This window comes from Leifsonia sp. KNZ13-11D (genome assembly GCF_056754895.1).
The window spans coordinates 2,559,010-2,573,490 of record NZ_JBPGWU010000001.1 but is presented as its reverse complement, the minus strand read 5'-3'; the positions used below and the strand labels follow the sequence as shown (position 1 = coordinate 2,573,490).

Annotated in this window: 14 protein-coding genes; 10 read left to right on the top strand and 4 right to left on the bottom strand. The window is 71.6% G+C overall.

Features of this window, described 5'->3' with window-relative positions; all coding sequences use genetic code 11:
- Nucleotides 1–140: 140 nt before the first annotated feature.
- The gene (locus tag ACR9Y5_RS12780) at nucleotides 141–602 is read right to left on the bottom strand and encodes a hypothetical protein (protein WP_481298296.1); all 462 of its coding nucleotides are present in this window, start codon (nucleotides 600–602) and stop codon (nucleotides 141–143) included.
- Between the two features lie 10 nt (nucleotides 603–612).
- Nucleotides 613–1,851: a winged helix-turn-helix domain-containing protein gene (locus ACR9Y5_RS12775; protein WP_481298295.1), complete on the bottom strand. Its 1,239-nt coding sequence runs from the start codon at nucleotides 1,849–1,851 to the stop codon at nucleotides 613–615.
- A 140-nt stretch (nucleotides 1,852–1,991) separates the two neighbouring features.
- Here ACR9Y5_RS12775 and ACR9Y5_RS12770 point away from each other — a divergent pair, with 140 nt between their 5' ends.
- From ACR9Y5_RS12770 to ACR9Y5_RS12755, 4 genes are read left to right on the top strand one after another with little or no spacing between them, the layout of a single operon-like run.
- Nucleotides 1,992–3,128, top strand: coding sequence for an ABC transporter substrate-binding protein (locus tag ACR9Y5_RS12770; protein WP_481298294.1), 1,137 nt, complete (start codon nucleotides 1,992–1,994; stop codon nucleotides 3,126–3,128).
- Nucleotides 3,107–4,105 carry an ABC transporter permease gene (locus ACR9Y5_RS12765; RefSeq protein ID WP_481298293.1) on the top strand — a complete coding sequence of 333 codons (999 nt, stop codon included), beginning with the start codon at nucleotides 3,107–3,109 and terminating at the stop codon, nucleotides 4,103–4,105. The genes ACR9Y5_RS12770 and ACR9Y5_RS12765 overlap by 22 nt, the downstream gene beginning before the upstream one ends.
- On the top strand, nucleotides 4,102–4,917 hold the full coding sequence (locus ACR9Y5_RS12760; protein WP_481298292.1) for an ABC transporter permease subunit: 816 nt from the start codon (nucleotides 4,102–4,104) through the stop codon (nucleotides 4,915–4,917). The genes ACR9Y5_RS12765 and ACR9Y5_RS12760 overlap by 4 nt, the downstream gene beginning before the upstream one ends.
- 1 nt (nucleotide 4,918) lies before the next feature.
- Nucleotides 4,919–5,986, top strand: a complete 1,068-nt coding sequence (locus tag ACR9Y5_RS12755) for an ABC transporter ATP-binding protein (protein WP_481298291.1) — start codon at nucleotides 4,919–4,921, stop codon at nucleotides 5,984–5,986.
- Between the two features lie 26 nt (nucleotides 5,987–6,012).
- On the opposite strand, the gene ACR9Y5_RS12750 is transcribed toward ACR9Y5_RS12755, so the two are convergent.
- A complete protein-coding gene (locus tag ACR9Y5_RS12750; RefSeq protein WP_481298290.1) occupies nucleotides 6,013–6,567 on the bottom strand; it encodes a TetR/AcrR family transcriptional regulator in 555 nt (184 codons plus the stop codon).
- Between the two features lie 77 nt (nucleotides 6,568–6,644).
- Here ACR9Y5_RS12750 and ACR9Y5_RS12745 point away from each other — a divergent pair, with 77 nt between their 5' ends.
- The 4 genes from ACR9Y5_RS12745 (at nucleotide 6,645) to ilvA (ending at nucleotide 10,940) form a co-directional block, all read left to right on the top strand.
- On the top strand, nucleotides 6,645–7,550 hold the full coding sequence (locus tag ACR9Y5_RS12745; protein WP_481298289.1) for an alpha/beta fold hydrolase: 906 nt from the start codon (nucleotides 6,645–6,647) through the stop codon (nucleotides 7,548–7,550).
- A gap of 113 nt (nucleotides 7,551–7,663) precedes the next feature.
- On the top strand, nucleotides 7,664–8,269 hold the full coding sequence (locus ACR9Y5_RS12740) for a hypothetical protein (protein WP_481298288.1): 606 nt from the start codon (nucleotides 7,664–7,666) through the stop codon (nucleotides 8,267–8,269).
- 98 nt (nucleotides 8,270–8,367) lie between these two features.
- Entirely contained in the window at nucleotides 8,368–9,630 is a 1,263-nt protein-coding gene (locus tag ACR9Y5_RS12735; RefSeq protein ID WP_481298287.1) for an AI-2E family transporter, read from the top strand.
- 50 nt (nucleotides 9,631–9,680) lie between these two features.
- A complete protein-coding gene (gene ilvA, locus ACR9Y5_RS12730; RefSeq protein WP_481298286.1) occupies nucleotides 9,681–10,940 on the top strand; it encodes a threonine ammonia-lyase in 1,260 nt (419 codons plus the stop codon).
- On the opposite strand, the gene ACR9Y5_RS12725 is transcribed toward ilvA, so the two are convergent.
- Nucleotides 10,913–11,425, bottom strand: coding sequence for an Lrp/AsnC family transcriptional regulator (locus ACR9Y5_RS12725; RefSeq protein WP_481298285.1), 513 nt, complete (start codon nucleotides 11,423–11,425; stop codon nucleotides 10,913–10,915). The genes ilvA and ACR9Y5_RS12725 overlap by 28 nt on opposite strands.
- A 104-nt stretch (nucleotides 11,426–11,529) precedes the next feature.
- On the opposite strand from ACR9Y5_RS12725, the gene ACR9Y5_RS12720 reads away from it, so the two are divergent.
- Together ACR9Y5_RS12720 and ACR9Y5_RS12715 are read left to right on the top strand one after the other, a co-directional pair.
- Entirely contained in the window at nucleotides 11,530–12,177 is a 648-nt protein-coding gene (locus ACR9Y5_RS12720; protein ID WP_481298284.1) for a LysE family translocator, read from the top strand.
- A gap of 163 nt (nucleotides 12,178–12,340) precedes the next feature.
- A complete protein-coding gene (locus ACR9Y5_RS12715; RefSeq protein ID WP_481298283.1) occupies nucleotides 12,341–14,470 on the top strand; it encodes a cell wall-binding repeat-containing protein in 2,130 nt (709 codons plus the stop codon).
- Nucleotides 14,471–14,481 lie beyond the last annotated feature (11 nt).

Here is a 14,481-nt window from a genome sequence, read left to right as displayed (position 1 = left end):
CGGGCCGGATCGGGGCGGATCTCCGACGGTGGCTGGCGGATCTCCGACGGAAGGCGAGAAGGCGAGAAGGCGAGAAGGCGAGAAGGCGAGACGGCGAGAGGGCGAGACGGCGACGCGCGTGCGCCGGGCGCGGGCGTGCGCTACGCGCTCGCGCGGCCGTCGGGCACGTGGTCGCCGTCGGGCACCTGCAGCTCGGCGGTGCCCGTGTAGCGGTAGCGGATGCGGGTGCCCGTCGGGGGCTCGTCCAGCAGACGCCACTCGGTGCCGACGTTGTCGTCGCCCACGATCGACACGTCGCGGATGACCTCCTTCGGCTCCCCGTCGACGAGCGACTGGATCACCTCGGCGTAGACCTCCGAGTCGGGGTTCAGCAGCACCGCGATGTAGTGGTCGGAGCTGCGGACCTCGCGCGCGGGCACCCACAGGCGTTCGTCGAACTGGATGAGCGTGCCGCCGTCCGACGCTCCGTGCGGTCTCACTCCGGTCACGATGCCGTCGAGCCAGGTGTCGCCGTCGTGGTAGGCGTACAGCTCGCGCATCGGCGACTCGTAGTCGGCCTCGTCGGCCCCGTCCTGATCCAGGTAGTCCAGCGGTGACGTCATGCCCCGAACCCTACCCCCGGCCGGAGGCCGCCCGCGAGGAGCCGGGCAGCGCCGCCGCGAGGAGCGGGGCGAGGTCGCCCCGGGCGCCCTCGGCGACTTCCACGCGGTCGAGCCCCTGCCACGCGGCCGTCTCGGCGAGCAGCGGCAGGAGGCGGTCGAGCGGCACGGCGGGCACGCCCGGCTCCGTCCACGCCGACTGCACGCGCAGCACCCCGGCCTGCCGGTCGCTTTTCAGGTCGATGCGCCCGACCAGCGCCTCGTCGATCAGAATGGGCAGCGAGTAGTAGCCGTAGACCCGCTGCGGCGCGGGCGTGTAGATCTCGATGCGGTAGTGGAAGCCGAACACGCGCAGCGCCCGGTCCCGGTACCAGACCACCGGGTCGAACGGCGAGAGCAGTGCCGCGGCCTCCACCCGGCGGGGTTTGCGCGCGTCGCGGTGCATCCAGGCGCGGAGCGGGCGGCCCGCGCTCTCCCACCCGCCCACCTGCACGGGAACGAGTTCGCCCGCATCCTCCAGCTCCTGCAGCGCCACCCCGACACGCGGGCCTTTGATGCGGTAGTAGTCGGCGAAGTCGCGTGCGGTGCCGATGCCGTGCGCCACCGCCGCGCGCCGCAGCAGTTCGCGGACGGCGTCCTCGTCGCTCACCGTCCGCTCCAGCACGCTCGCGGGCAGCACATCGGAGGCGAGTCCGTAGCGGCGCTGGAACCGGGTGCGCCCGGCGATCGCCACCTCGCCGAACAGGAACATCCGCTCCAGGGCGCGCTTGACCTCCGACCATCCCCACCACGGCCCGGTGCGGTAGTTGGCGTCGTGCTCGATCTCGCCGGCCACCAGCGGCCCGTTCGCGGCGAGCTCCCCGCGCAGCCACTCGACGGTGCCCTCGTTGACCTCGAACCAGCTGCCCGGGCCGCCGTACCGCTCGCGGTACTCGCGCATCCGCCAGGCGAACAGGGGCCAGTCCTCTGTGCGCATGAACGCGGCCTCGTGCGGCCAGTACTCGGTGTACGGGCCTCGCGCGTCGAACGTCAGCCGGTCGAGCAGGCTGCGGTCGTAGGCGCCGAGGCGGGCGAACGCGGGCAGGTAGTGGCTGCGCTCGAAGACGTTGACGGAGTCGATCTGCAGCAGGCGCAGCCGGTCCATCAGGCCGTTGAGCTGGCGCGTGCCCACGGCGTCGGGATACGGCCTGCCGAACCCCTGTGCGGCCAGCGCGATGCGACGTGCGAGTGCGGGGGAGATCTGTTCGACCACGGAACGACCCTAGCGACAACCCCGGACACCCGACGTTCACCGCGGTGTCACCGGCGCGAAGGCGCCCGGACGTCTGGCCTTCCTACGGTGACCACGTCCGGGCGCTCCGCCCGGACGACACCGTGCACTGGAGGAAACCCGTGATCAACAAGCGCGCACGTGTCGCCGGCCTCGCGGCCGCGGCCGCCGTCGTCGCACTCTCGCTCTCCGCCTGCTCCGGCGGCGCGAGCGGCAGCACCGCCGATACCGCGAAGATCAGCACCGCCACCGACGTCGCGTCGGCGGGCGGGATGGATGCGCTGGTCGCCGCCGCGAAGAAGGAGGGCAGCCTCAACATCATCGCGACCCCGGGCGACTGGGCGAACTACCAGGAGATCTTCGACGGCTTCACCAAGAAGTACGGCATCACGATCAACCCGAGCCAGGACAGCGCCTCCAGCCAGGAGGAGATCGACGCCGCCAAGAAGCTCAAGGGCCAGGACACCGCTCCGGACACCTTCGACATCGGCCCCTCGGTCGCTCTGGCGAACACGCAGTACTTCGCCGGCTACAAGCCGACCGGCTGGGACGACATCCCCGCGAACCAGAAGGAGAAGGACGGCCTCTGGAAGGTCGGCTACTACGGCGTCATGGCCGTCGGCTACGACGCGAACAAGATCAAGAGCGCGCCGAAGTCGTTCGGCGACCTCCTGAAGCCGGAGTTCACGGGGGCGGTCGCGCTCAACGGCAACCCCACCCAGGCGGCCGCGGCGGCCGGCGCGGTGGCGTACGCCACCCTGCAGAACGGCGGCACGCTCGACGACCTGACCCCGGGCATCGACTGGTTCTCGAAGCTCAAGAAGGCCGGCAACTGGAACGCGGCCGACGGCAAGCCGAACACCATCGCCTCGGGCGAGACTCCGGTGCTGCTGGACTGGTCGTTCAACCAGAAGGGCTACGCCACCTCCGACACCATCAAGGGCGGCGGTGTGGACTGGAAGTACGTCGTGCTTCCGGGCACCGCCTACGTCGGCTACTACAACCAGGCCATCAACAAGGACGCCCCGCACCCCGCGGCCGCGCGCCTCTGGGAGGAGTACCTCTACAGCGACGCCGCCCAGAACGCGTGGCTGAAGGGCGGCGCCTACCCGGCGCGCGTCGACGCCATGCAGAAGGCCGGCACGCTCGACGAGGCCGACTTCCCCGGCAAGCTCGACGAGGTTGCGGTGATGAGCGACAAGCAGGCGACCGACGCCGGCACACTGCTCAACGCCAAGTGGGCGAACGCGGTCGGCTGATGACCGAGACCGTGACGGGCGCCGCGGCGCCCCCGGTCGACCGTGCTGCCGCCGGCGTCTCCGCGACGGAGACCCGGCGGCAGCCGTCGTCGGCCCGGCCCGCAGGCGCCAGCGCCGGGCGGCGGCGCCGGAAGAGCGCGGCCGCCGTGCTCGGGCTGACGCCGTTCGCCTTCTACGTGGTCGTCTTCCTGGCCGTGCCGACGGTCGTCGCCGTCGGCAGTGGATTCGTGGATGCGGACGGCCGCTTCACGTGGGCCAACCTGACGGGGCTGACGGAGCCGGCGATCGCCGGTTCGTTCTTCGGCGCTTTCTGGCTCTCCGCGGTCACCGCGATCGTCGGGGCCATCGCCGGCGCCGCGCTGTGCTTCGCCCTGCTGCGCTCGCGCCCCGGCGGCGTGACGCGCTCGCTGGTGGATTCGGCGAGCAGCGTCCTCGCGCAGTTCGGCGGCGTCATGCTGGCGTTCGCCTTCATCGCGACGATCGGAGCCCAGGGCCTCGTCACCGTGCTCTTGCGCACGGTCGCCCACCTCAACATCTACGAGAACGGCGTGTGGCTGTACACGGTGCCCGGCCTCATCCTGCCGTACCTGTACTTCCAGATCCCGCTCATGGTCATCACGTTCATGCCCGCGCTCGAGGGGCTGCGGCCGCAGTGGCTGGAGGCGACGGCCACACTCGGCGGCAGCCGCTGGACCTATTGGACGCGCGTGGGCGGCCCCATCCTGCTCCCGTCGTTCCTGGGCAGCCTGCTGCTGCTGTTCGCCAACGCCTTCTCGTCGTACGCGACCGCCGCAGCCCTCGTCGGCCAGGCGAACAACATCGTCTCGCTGCAGATCCGGCAGGCGCTGATCAGCGAGACCGTGCTCGGCCGCGCCAACCTCGCGGGCGCCATGGCGCTCGGGATGCTGCTGGTGATGGTCGTCGTCATGCTCGGCTACTCGGCGCTGGTCCGCCGCACCGCGAGGTGGCAGCGATGAGGCGGGCGCAGCCGCTGCGTCTCGGCCCCGGTCCCGCCGTCCGCACGGCCATCTGGGTCGTGCTCGGGCTGTTCTTCCTCATCCCGCTGTTCTCGATGGTCGAGTTCACCCTGCGCACGGCGAAGCCCGGCGTGTACAACGTCGACCGCTGGGTGGCCGTGTTCTCGGGCGAGACGACCCGCTATGACCGCGTCTACCAGGGCCTCGGCAACTCGCTCGTGCTCGCGGTCGTGACCGTCGCGATCGTGCTCCTGGTGCTGCTGCCGACGATCGTGCTGGTCGAGTTGCGGTTCCCGAAGCTGCGCCGGCTGCTGGAGGGCATCTGCCTGCTGCCCATCATGATCCCGGCGATCGTGATGGTCGTGGGCCTCGCGCCGACCTACGCCGTCGTCACCGACGTGTTCGGCTCGGGAGCGTGGACGCTCGCCTTCGCGTACGGCATCACCGTGCTGCCGTACGCCTACCGCGCCATCCAGAGCAACGTCGCCGCCGTCGACATGATCACGCTCAGCGAGGCGGCCCGGTCGCTCGGCGCCCCCTGGTGGACCGTGTTCTGGCGGGTGCTCGTCCCGAACCTGCGGCGGGGGATCCTCGCCGCGGCCGCGCTCTCGGTCGCCGTCGTGCTGGGCGAGTTCACCATCGCCTCGCTCCTCTCCCGCGTCAACCTGCAGACTTCGCTGCTGCTGGTGTCGCAGTCCGACCCCTTCGTCGCGGTCATCTTCGCGCTCCTCGCGCTGGTGTTCGCGTTCGTCCTCCTCGTCGTCGTCGACCGCCTGGTGAGCGTGCGGCGGCGACGCACCGCGAAAGGCTGACATGACCGCCCTCGAGACCCCCGTCCTCTCCGCGCGCACCGGCTCCACGGTCGAACTGCGCGACCTCGTCCGCGACTTCGGCGGCGGTGCCGGCCTCGCCGGCTTCGACCTGCAGGCCGCCCCGGGTGAGCTGATCGCCCTGCTCGGCCCGAGCGGCTGCGGCAAGACGACAGCGCTGCGCTCGCTCGCGGGACTGGAGCGCGTGGACAGCGGCAGCATCCTTATCGACGGCCGCGATGTGACGGACGAGCCGACCAGCCGTCGCGACCTCGGGATGGTGTTCCAGTCGTACTCGCTGTTCCCGCACCTGACCTCCGGCCAGAACGTCGAGTTCGGCCTCCGGATGCGCAAGGTCGCCCCGGCGGAGCGCCGGCGGCGCGCGGCCGCGGCGCTTGAGCTGGTGGGGCTCGACCACCACGTCGACCGCTACGCGCACCAGCTGTCAGGCGGCCAGCAGCAGCGCGTCGCTCTCGCCCGCGCGCTGGTCACCGAGCCGCGCGTGCTGCTGCTCGACGAGCCGCTGTCCGCCCTCGACGCCAAGGTGCGGGTCCAGCTGCGGGACGAGATCCGCCGCATCCAGACCGAGCTCGGCATCACCACGTTCTTCGTCACGCACGACCAGGAGGAGGCGCTCGCGGTCGCGGACCGCGTCGCCGTGATGCGCGCGGGCCGGATCGAGCAGATCGGCAGCCCCGAGGAGCTCTACCACCGTCCGGCGACGGTGTTCGTCGCCGAGTTCGTCGGTCTCACGAACCGGGTGGACGGCGTGGTCGCCGGCGGCCGGGTCACCGTCCTCGGGCACGAGGTGCCGCTGGCTTCCGACGCGGTCGACGGTCCCGTGACCGCGTATCTGCGGCCCGAGGACGTCGTGCTCGCCGGCGGCGGCATCCCCGCTGTGGTGCTTACGACGAGTTTCCTCGGCGCGCTGCGCCGCACGCGGGTCCGGCTGGAGGACGGCACCGAGCTGTCGCTGCAGCACGGCGCCCGCGAGCGGCCGGAGCCGGGCGAGCGGGTCGCCGTGGGGCTCACCGGCTCTCCGGTCACCGTCGCGCCGCGCGTGGTCGCCTGACACCCCGTGGAAAGGCGCGTGCCTGCCTAATGGCCGGTCGATAGCGAACGCACCGATCGACTCAGGATCGGTCGTGCGTCGAGTGAGGGATCGACGGTCAGGCGGTGCAGGATCAGCCCGTCGCAGAGCGCCATGATCGCTTTCGCGGCCCTCGCGGGGTCGGGCAGGCCGGCGCCGCGGATGAGCTGCTCAGTCCAGCCCTCGAACTCGTGACGCTGGTGACGCAGCGGGGCTCCGAGTTCGGAGTCGGACCCCAGCTCGAGCCACAGGGAGTAGCGAGCGCGGGTCCGCGCCGCGAACCGCCCGGTCTGCGCCTCGATCAGCAGGCAGAGGACCTCGATCAGTTCTTCGGCGCCATCGACGGCCGGCACGCCTGACGGATCGACGTCGGCGCGCTCCTGCTCCGCCAGGTGGTCGACCACGCCGCGGAGCAGCGCCCGCCTGGTGCGGAACCAGTTGGAGGTGCTGCCCGCGGGCAGGCCGGCGGCGGAGTCGATGCGGGCATGGGTGAGCGAACGAACGCCCTCTGTGCCCAGCAGCTGGAGGGCGGCGTCGAGCGCACGCTCTCTGGTTGTCGGCATGCCCTCCTCGATTCTGTCTCGACTTACTACGAATGTAGTCTTACTATGTTCGTAGTAAATCCTCGGGGAAGGTGATCATGGACACGCCCGCACTCCGCCGGGTTCCCGCCGACGCATCCACCTGGTCGCCTCCGCTTCCGGAAGCCGCCGGGTTCGAACATCTCATCGTGCAGACCGCAGGTCTTCGCAGCCATGTCGCGACGATCGGCGCGGGGGAGCCGGTCGTCCTCCTGCACGGGTTCCCGCAGCACTGGTGGCAATGGCGCCACGTCGCCTCACGGCTCGCCGGACACGGGTACCGGGCGATCTGCCCCGACCTCCGTGGTGCCGGGTGGACGGTCGCGGAGGACCCGCGAATAGACCCCGACACGCGGCTCGGCGACCTGCGCTCGCTCCTCTCCGCGCTCGGGATCGAGCGAGCCCACGTCGTCGCCCACGACATGGGCGGGATCACGGCGGCCCAGCTGGCCTACCAGGATCCGGAGCTCGTGCTCAGCTGGGTCCAGCTCTCCGTGCCGCCGTTCTTCATGAAGATCAGTCCGAGGGTGCTCCCGGGCTTCCGGCACCTGCCGTCGCTCATCTGGCATCGCCGCGGCCGTTCCCTCGAAGGCATCTTCTCCAGTGATCATGTCGCGCGTCCTCTGCGCCCCGACGTCATCCAGGCGCACCTGGCGCCTCTGGCGCGCCCGGAGGTCGATGCCGCCGTCCGACGCCTGGTGCGCGGCATGGTCGTGCCGGTGTCGATGCAGTTGGTTCGCGGCGCGTTCGCCAGACAGCGACTGCAGCCCCCGACGCTGTCGGTGTTCGGCAGGCAGGACCTTCCATGGGACGAACCGCTCCTGCGCCGGCTCTGCGGCGACACGGTGGCGGTCGCCGACCGGTTCGAGCTCGCGTTCGTCGACGATGCGGCGCATTTCATCACGGACGACGCGCCGGAAGCGATCGCCGACCTCGCCCTCGACTGGTTCGAACGGGCCGGGTAGCGTCGGTCCGCCGGTGGGCCGGTCACCGTCGCGCCGCGCTGACCGTCGCGCCGAGCTGACTGTCGCGCCGCGCTGACTGTCGCGCCGCGCCGACCGCGGAGTAGGGTGCGCGCATGTCCAGCGAGCCTCCAACCCCGGGGGAGCGCGTGGGGGAGGACGACGCAGCGGAGACCGCTGAGACGATCGACCTCACGACGTTCGAGAGAACCCTGTCCCTCACGGACCTCGCGCACCAGGTGTCGGTGCACGAGATCATCACCTTCCCCTGGTTCCGCCCCATCGACTCCATCAGCCCCACGCACACCGTCGGGAAGGGCAGGACGAACCTCACCCTGATCGCCTCCGACATCATGCAGACGGACACGACCGGCACCCCGTACGCGTCGTTCACCTACCGGCCGACCCCGTCGGGCGGTCCGGGGGTCTCCGTGCACTTCACGCCGTCGGCCTACGGGATCACCGCGGTCGGCAGCTACGTGCTGAGCTTCGCCGTCACGGCGAACGGCCCGGTCTCCCTCACCGTCGGCGGATACGCGGGCGCGGGGACGGTCTCCGGCCTCGGCGCGCGCACCGTGAACGGGAACGTGGCGGTCGTGGTCGGGCTGAACAACGTCGCGCCGAATCAGGTGACCTACGCGTCCATCCAGCAGACCGGCGGCTCCACCTGGCAGTGGTACCGAACCGAGATCGAGTACCCGCCGCTGATCATCTCGCTCTGAGACCGAGCCCGTACGTCGGAATCGGCCGCCTGGAAAGGGGCCGACCGCGGCGCCGCGGCGCCGTTGCACCGGGGGTGCCGCGGCCTACACTGACGGGCATGTCCGACATCGACCGCCCCGTCCCGACGCCCACGACTGCGCCCGGCGCCGGCGCAGACGCCAACCGCGCGCCCGCCCGCGCGTGGTTCCAGCGCCGCCGCCGCGACCTCGGCGAGCCGATCGAGCCGGCCGACGAGACCGTCCCGCGGGGGATGCGCATCGCGGGAGCCTGGTCGTGGCGCCTGCTGGTGATCGGCGCCGTCCTCGCCGTCGTCATCTTCCTGATCGTCCAGCTGAAGCTCATCGTCATCCCGGTGCTGATCGCGGTGCTGCTGGCCGGACTGCTCGTGCCGTTCAAGGACTTCCTCGTCCGGCACCGCTGGCCCAAGTGGCTCGCCATCGTCGTCGTGCTGATCACGCTCGTCGTGGTCGTCGGCGGACTGCTGTACCTCGCGATCTGGCAGGTGACCCGGCAGAGCGGCGCGCTGCAGAAGCAGTCGGTCACCTCGTTCAACGACCTGCAGGCGTGGCTGACGACCGGACCGCTCGGACTGAGCCCCGATCAGATCAGCAACGCGTTCGCCTCGATCGGGAAGTCGATCCAGCAGGACAGCCAGGTCTTCCTCTCGGGTGCGCTGTCGGTCGGCTCCACGCTCGGGCACGTCTTCGCCGGCGCCCTGCTGGTGCTGTTCAGCACGATCTTCATCCTCATCGACGGAAAGAGCATCTGGGGATGGATCGTCCGCGTCTTCCCGAAGCGCTCGCGTGCGGCGATCGACGGAGCGGGGAAGGCCGGCTGGGTCACCCTGAAGAACTTCGCGAAGGTGCAGGTGCTGGTGGCCTCCATCGACGCGCTCGGCATCGGGCTCGGCGCGTTCTTCCTGGGGCTGCCGCTCGTCATCCCGATCTCGGTGCTGGTGTTCCTCGGGTCGTTCATCCCGGTCGTCGGCGCGGTCGTCACCGGGGCGCTGGCTATCTTCATCGCCCTGGTCTTCAAGGGCTGGGTGTTCGCGCTGATCATGCTCGGCGTGGTGCTGCTGGTGCAGCAGATCGAGGGCCACATCCTGCAGCCGCTCATCATGGGCAGCGCGGTCAAGGTGCACCCGCTCGCGGTCGTGCTGGCCGTCGCCGCGGGGTCGCTGCTCGCCGGCATCCCGGGCGCCCTGTTCGCCGTGCCGTTCGTGGCCGTGCTGAACGTGATGGTGCACTACATCGCCAGCGGCGTGTGGCGGAACACCCCGTCGTCGGACTACACGCCGCCGGAGCGGCCGATCTGGGAGACCGTCCCGCGGCCGGTGCGACGCCCGCCCGCGCGGCAGTAGCACCGACGCGCATACAGTCGCCGGCATACGTCCGCCGCTAGGCTGGGCGCGTGGCAACCGCGACCGATCACACGCGCACCCCGTTCGCCGGGCCCAGCCTGGACGAGTTCGAGGCAGCGCGCGCCACCGTCGCCGCCGTCGCGCAGCCGACGCCGATGGAGACGTCGCGGTACCTCAGCGACATCCTCGGCGCACCGGTGGTGCTCAAGTGCGAGAACCTCCAGCGCACCGGATCGTACAAGATCCGCGGCGCGTACAACCGGATGTCGAAGCTCACGGCCGAGGAGCGCGCGCGGGGCGTGGTCGCCGCCTCGGCAGGCAACCACGCGCAGGGCGTCGCGTTCGCGGCGCGCGAGCTCGGCATCCACGCCACCATCTTCATGCCGGTCGGCGTCGCCATCCCCAAGTTCCAGGCCACGCGCGCCTACGGGGCGGATGTGGTGCTCAGCGGCAGCATCGTCGACGAGACACTGCGCGCCGCCGCCGACTTCGCCGCGGAGACCGGAGCGGTGCTGATCCCGCCGTTCGACCACCCGGACGTGGTGGCGGGCCAGGGCACGCTCGGCCTCGAGATCCTCGACGAGGTGCCGGACGTGCGCACGCTGGTCGTCCCGATCGGCGGCGGCGGACTGATCTCGGGCGTCGCCAGCGCGGTCAAGCAGCGCGCGGCGCGCGAAGGCCGGGAGGTCCGGGTGATCGGCGTGCAGGCGGCCAACGCGGCAGCCTATCCGCCGTCGCTGGCCGCGGGGGAGCCGACGGACATCTCGCTGGTCGCCACGATCGCGGACGGCATCGCCGTGAGCCGGCCCGGCGCGCTCAACTTCCAGATCATCCGGGAGGCCGTCGACCAGGTGGTCACGGTGTCCGAGGACGACATCGCCCGCGCCATGGTCATGCTGCTGGAGCGCGCCAAGCTCGTGGTGGAGCCGGCGGGCGCGGCCGGCGTCGCGGCCATCCTGGCCGGGGCGGTGCCGGCCGATGGAACGACGGTGGCCATCCTCTCCGGCGGCAACATCGATCCGCTCCTCATGCAGCGTGTGATCAGCCAGGGCCTCGCGGCGTCCGACCGCTACCTCAAGCTCACCATCCAGCTGCCCGACCGCCCGGGGCAGCTGGCGCGCATCGCGGAGATCCTGGCCGGCGTCAACGCGAACGTGGTCGAGGTGCTGCACACGCGGCACGGGCGCGGGATGCAGCTGAGCCAGGTCGAACTCGACGTGAGCGTGGAGACCCGTGGCACCGACCACCGGCGGCACGTGATCGAGGCCCTGCGCGCCGCGGGCTACGACCCGGTCGTCGACGACGAGTAACGGGGCGCGTTCCGGGTCGTGGCGCGGACGGCGCCGGTGGGCAGCGCCCGAGGGCCCGTCACCTGCTTCATTACGAGGGTGGAGGACAGCTTCCGCACCCCCGGGAGAGCGCCCAGCGGGCCGTCGAAGAGCTCCTGGTAGGCCGTCAGGTCGGTGGTGAGCACCCGCAGCATGTAGTCCGGGTCGCCGAACAGCCGCTCGGCCTGCACCACCGACGGGATGGCGAGCACGCCCGCCTCGAAGGCGCCGACGGTCTCCGGGTCGGTCCGGTCGATGCGGACGAAGACGATCGCCTCGAAGTCGAGCCCCACGGCCGAGGGGGAGACCACGGCGCGGTAGTGCTCGATGGCGCCGGACCGCTCCAGTTCGCGCACCCGGCGGTGGCACGGGGAGAGCGTCAGCCCCACCCGGTCGGCGAGGTCGGTGAGGCTGATCCGGCCATCCTCTTGGAGAACTGCAAGGATCTCGCGGTCGATGGCGTCCATGCGGTGGATTCTTCCACATCTCATCCATTTCTGCGCAGAAGTGGGAAGCATTTTCGGGCCGAATTGACATAGATTGCCGCCCAGAAGCGGGACGATCCCGCACGATGGACGGAGGCGGCGGGATGGCGACGACGGCGATCTTCGGATTCTGGGGCGTGGCCGCCCTCCTCGTGCTCACCCCGGGAGCCGACTGGGCGTACGCCATCGCGGCGGGAGCCGGGCGACGCGCGGTGTCGTCGGTCGCCGGCATCCTGAGCGGTTACGCGCTGGTGGTCGTCGCAGTGGCGGTCGGCGTCGGGGCGCTCGTCGCGGCCAGCCCCGTCCTGCTCGGCGTTCTGACCGTCGGCGGCGCGCTGTACTTGGTGTGGATCGGCCTCAACGGCCTGCTGCGGCGTGCCGTGCCGCTGGCCGAGGCGACGTCGCGTGCCGGGTCGCCGTGGAGCAGCTTCCTCCGCGGCGCCGGCGTGTCCGGGTTCAACCCGAAGGGGCTGCTGGTGCTGGTCGCGCTGGTGCCGCAGTTCACCAGCCGCGAGTCGGGCTGGCCGCCCGCGGCGCAGATGCTGCTGCTCGGCGGGCTGTTCGTGGTGACCTGCGCCGTCGTGTACTCGGGCGTCGCCCTACTCGCGCGCTTCGTGCTGGTCTCGCGGCCGCGCAGCGCCGCGGTGGTCTCCAAGGTGTCCGGGGCGGCGATGACGGCGATCGGAGTGGCGCTGCTGATCGAGCGCGGGGTCATGCTGCTGCCGGGCCACTGAGGTGCGCCGCCTGAAATGGGGGCAGGATCTCCCCTCATTTGGGGACACTGAGCGTTCGTCCGTTATCTCATCGGGCTCGTAGGCTGGCACAGCCGGCGATCCCCGGCGCCCGAACACCCGAAAAGGCGGACCCGCAGCCGTCTCCACCCGCCCGAGGATCCGCTTGCCCCACCGTGCCTTCCGCGCGCGCGCCGCCGTCGCGCTCGCGCTCATCGCCCTCGCCACCACCGGCTTCTCCGCGCTGCCCGCCGACGACCCGGCTGCGCCCGGCTCAGGCGCCACGGCGTCGTCCACGACCGACCCGGTCGACCCGGTCGGGACGCCTGGCGATCCGTCCGCCACGGGAGGCCCGACCGAGCCGACCGGCGCGCCCGCTCCTTCGGACGGCGGGAGCGTCACTCCCACGGAACCCGCGGCGCCGGATGATACGCCGTCCCCGGAGCCGACCGGCGATCCCGGCGCTGCGACGCCCACGCCGACGCCCACGCCGACGCCGACGACCGTTCCGCCCGCGCCGACGCGCATCCTCTACATCGCCGTCCCGCACCCGGACGACGAGTTCGAGGCGGCGTCGTTCTACGCCGACCGGCCGGACCTGTACAAAGTGTTCGTCCTGATGACCCGCGGCGAGTCGACCTACCACTGCAGCCCGGTCGGCTACGCGCTGAGCGTGCTCGACGGCGTCGCCCCCGTCACGCCCGCACCGCAGGGCATGCGCACCGCATCCTGTGAAGAGGCCCGCCTGAACTCGTGGCTGAACTACTTCACGACGATGTCGCGCTCGGACACCAGCCTGCCGGGCGATTTCGGCCCGTCCCTCACGACGGCGGCCTTCCCGTCCGCAGGCGTGAACCTGACCCGCGAGGGGCGCCAGCCCGAGCAGGAGAACGGAACCCACGGGGTCGACTTCACCGACTCCACCGCCCGCGTCTGGAGGGACCGGCAGGGACGCGGCGCACTCGTGGACTTCGATCTCGGCGACGGTGACCTCACCCCCGCCAAGGTCGACTGGGCGATGCGCACCGTGCTGGCCCACAAGGCCGCGCTCGGCATCGACGGCTCCCTGCCCGACGCCGGCGTGGTCGGGGCGTACAGCAACCTCGACGCCGGTGGATGCTTCGTCTACACCCACGCGGATCACGCGGCGGTCGACGACGCCCTCCGGCAGGAGGATTACGCCCTCCGGCTGCAGGCCGTGGCCACGTGCCGCACCGACCCTGGTGCGAGCAGCACGCTGTCCGTCCCCGCCGACGACCTCGATGCGGCGTACCCGGCGGACGGTTCGGCCGGTGCGTTCGCGGCCAGCTACGGTTGGCTGGAGACCCCGGTGATCTCGCGCACCGACCAGAGCTCCCTGTTCATGGGCATCCAGAGCTTCGACGTCCGGCACCAGCACCTGCCCGGCCGGCGCGTGAGCGGAGCCGACCGGTACGCGACCTCCGTCGCGATCTCGCAGGCCGGCTACCCCGCCAGCGCTCCGGTCGTCTACGTGGCGTCCGGAACGAACTATCCCGATGCGCTCTCCGCGGGTGCGGCCGCCGCGCACGAGGGCGGCCCGCTGCTGCTGACGGCGCCGTGGATGCTGCCGCAGAGCGTGGCGGACGAGATCCGGAGGCTGCACCCGGAGCGGATCGTGGTCGTCGGCGGCGTCAACGCCGTGTCGCCGGCGGTCGCCGCGTCGCTGGCCGCGATCGTGCCGGACGTCGTGCGGCTCGCGGGAGGCGACCGTTTCGACACCAGCCGCGTCGTCGCCCAGTACTCGTTCGGGCCGGGAACGGCGGAGGTCGCCTACGTGGCGAGCGGCACCAGCTTCCCCGATGCGCTCTCGGCCACCGGCGCGGCGGGCAGCCAGGACGGACCCGTCCTGCTGACGCCGGGAGGCGACACGACCGGCGCGACGGTCGGCGCCACGCTCGCGCAGCTCGCGCCGAAGCGGATCGCCGTGGTCGGGGGCGCCAGCGCCGTGCCGTCCTCGCTCGACCGTGCGCTGTCCGCCATCGCACCCGTGACGCGTCTCGCCGGCGGCGACCGGTTCGCGACGAACGCCGCCGTCACGGCGTTCGCGTTCCCCGACGCGTCGACCGCACTCATCGCGTCCGGGCTCGACTTCCCCGATGCGCTGACGGGCGCGGCCTGGGGCGGTCACGCCCACCTGCCGCTCCTCCTCGCCCGCGGCGCCTGTCTCACCAAGCCGGAGGCCGATCAGCTCTTTACCCTGGGCGTCCGGTCGACGGCCGTGCTGGGCGGACCGGACGTGGTCGGGGACGGAGTCTCGCGCGGCACGACCTGCTGACCCGCCGCCGC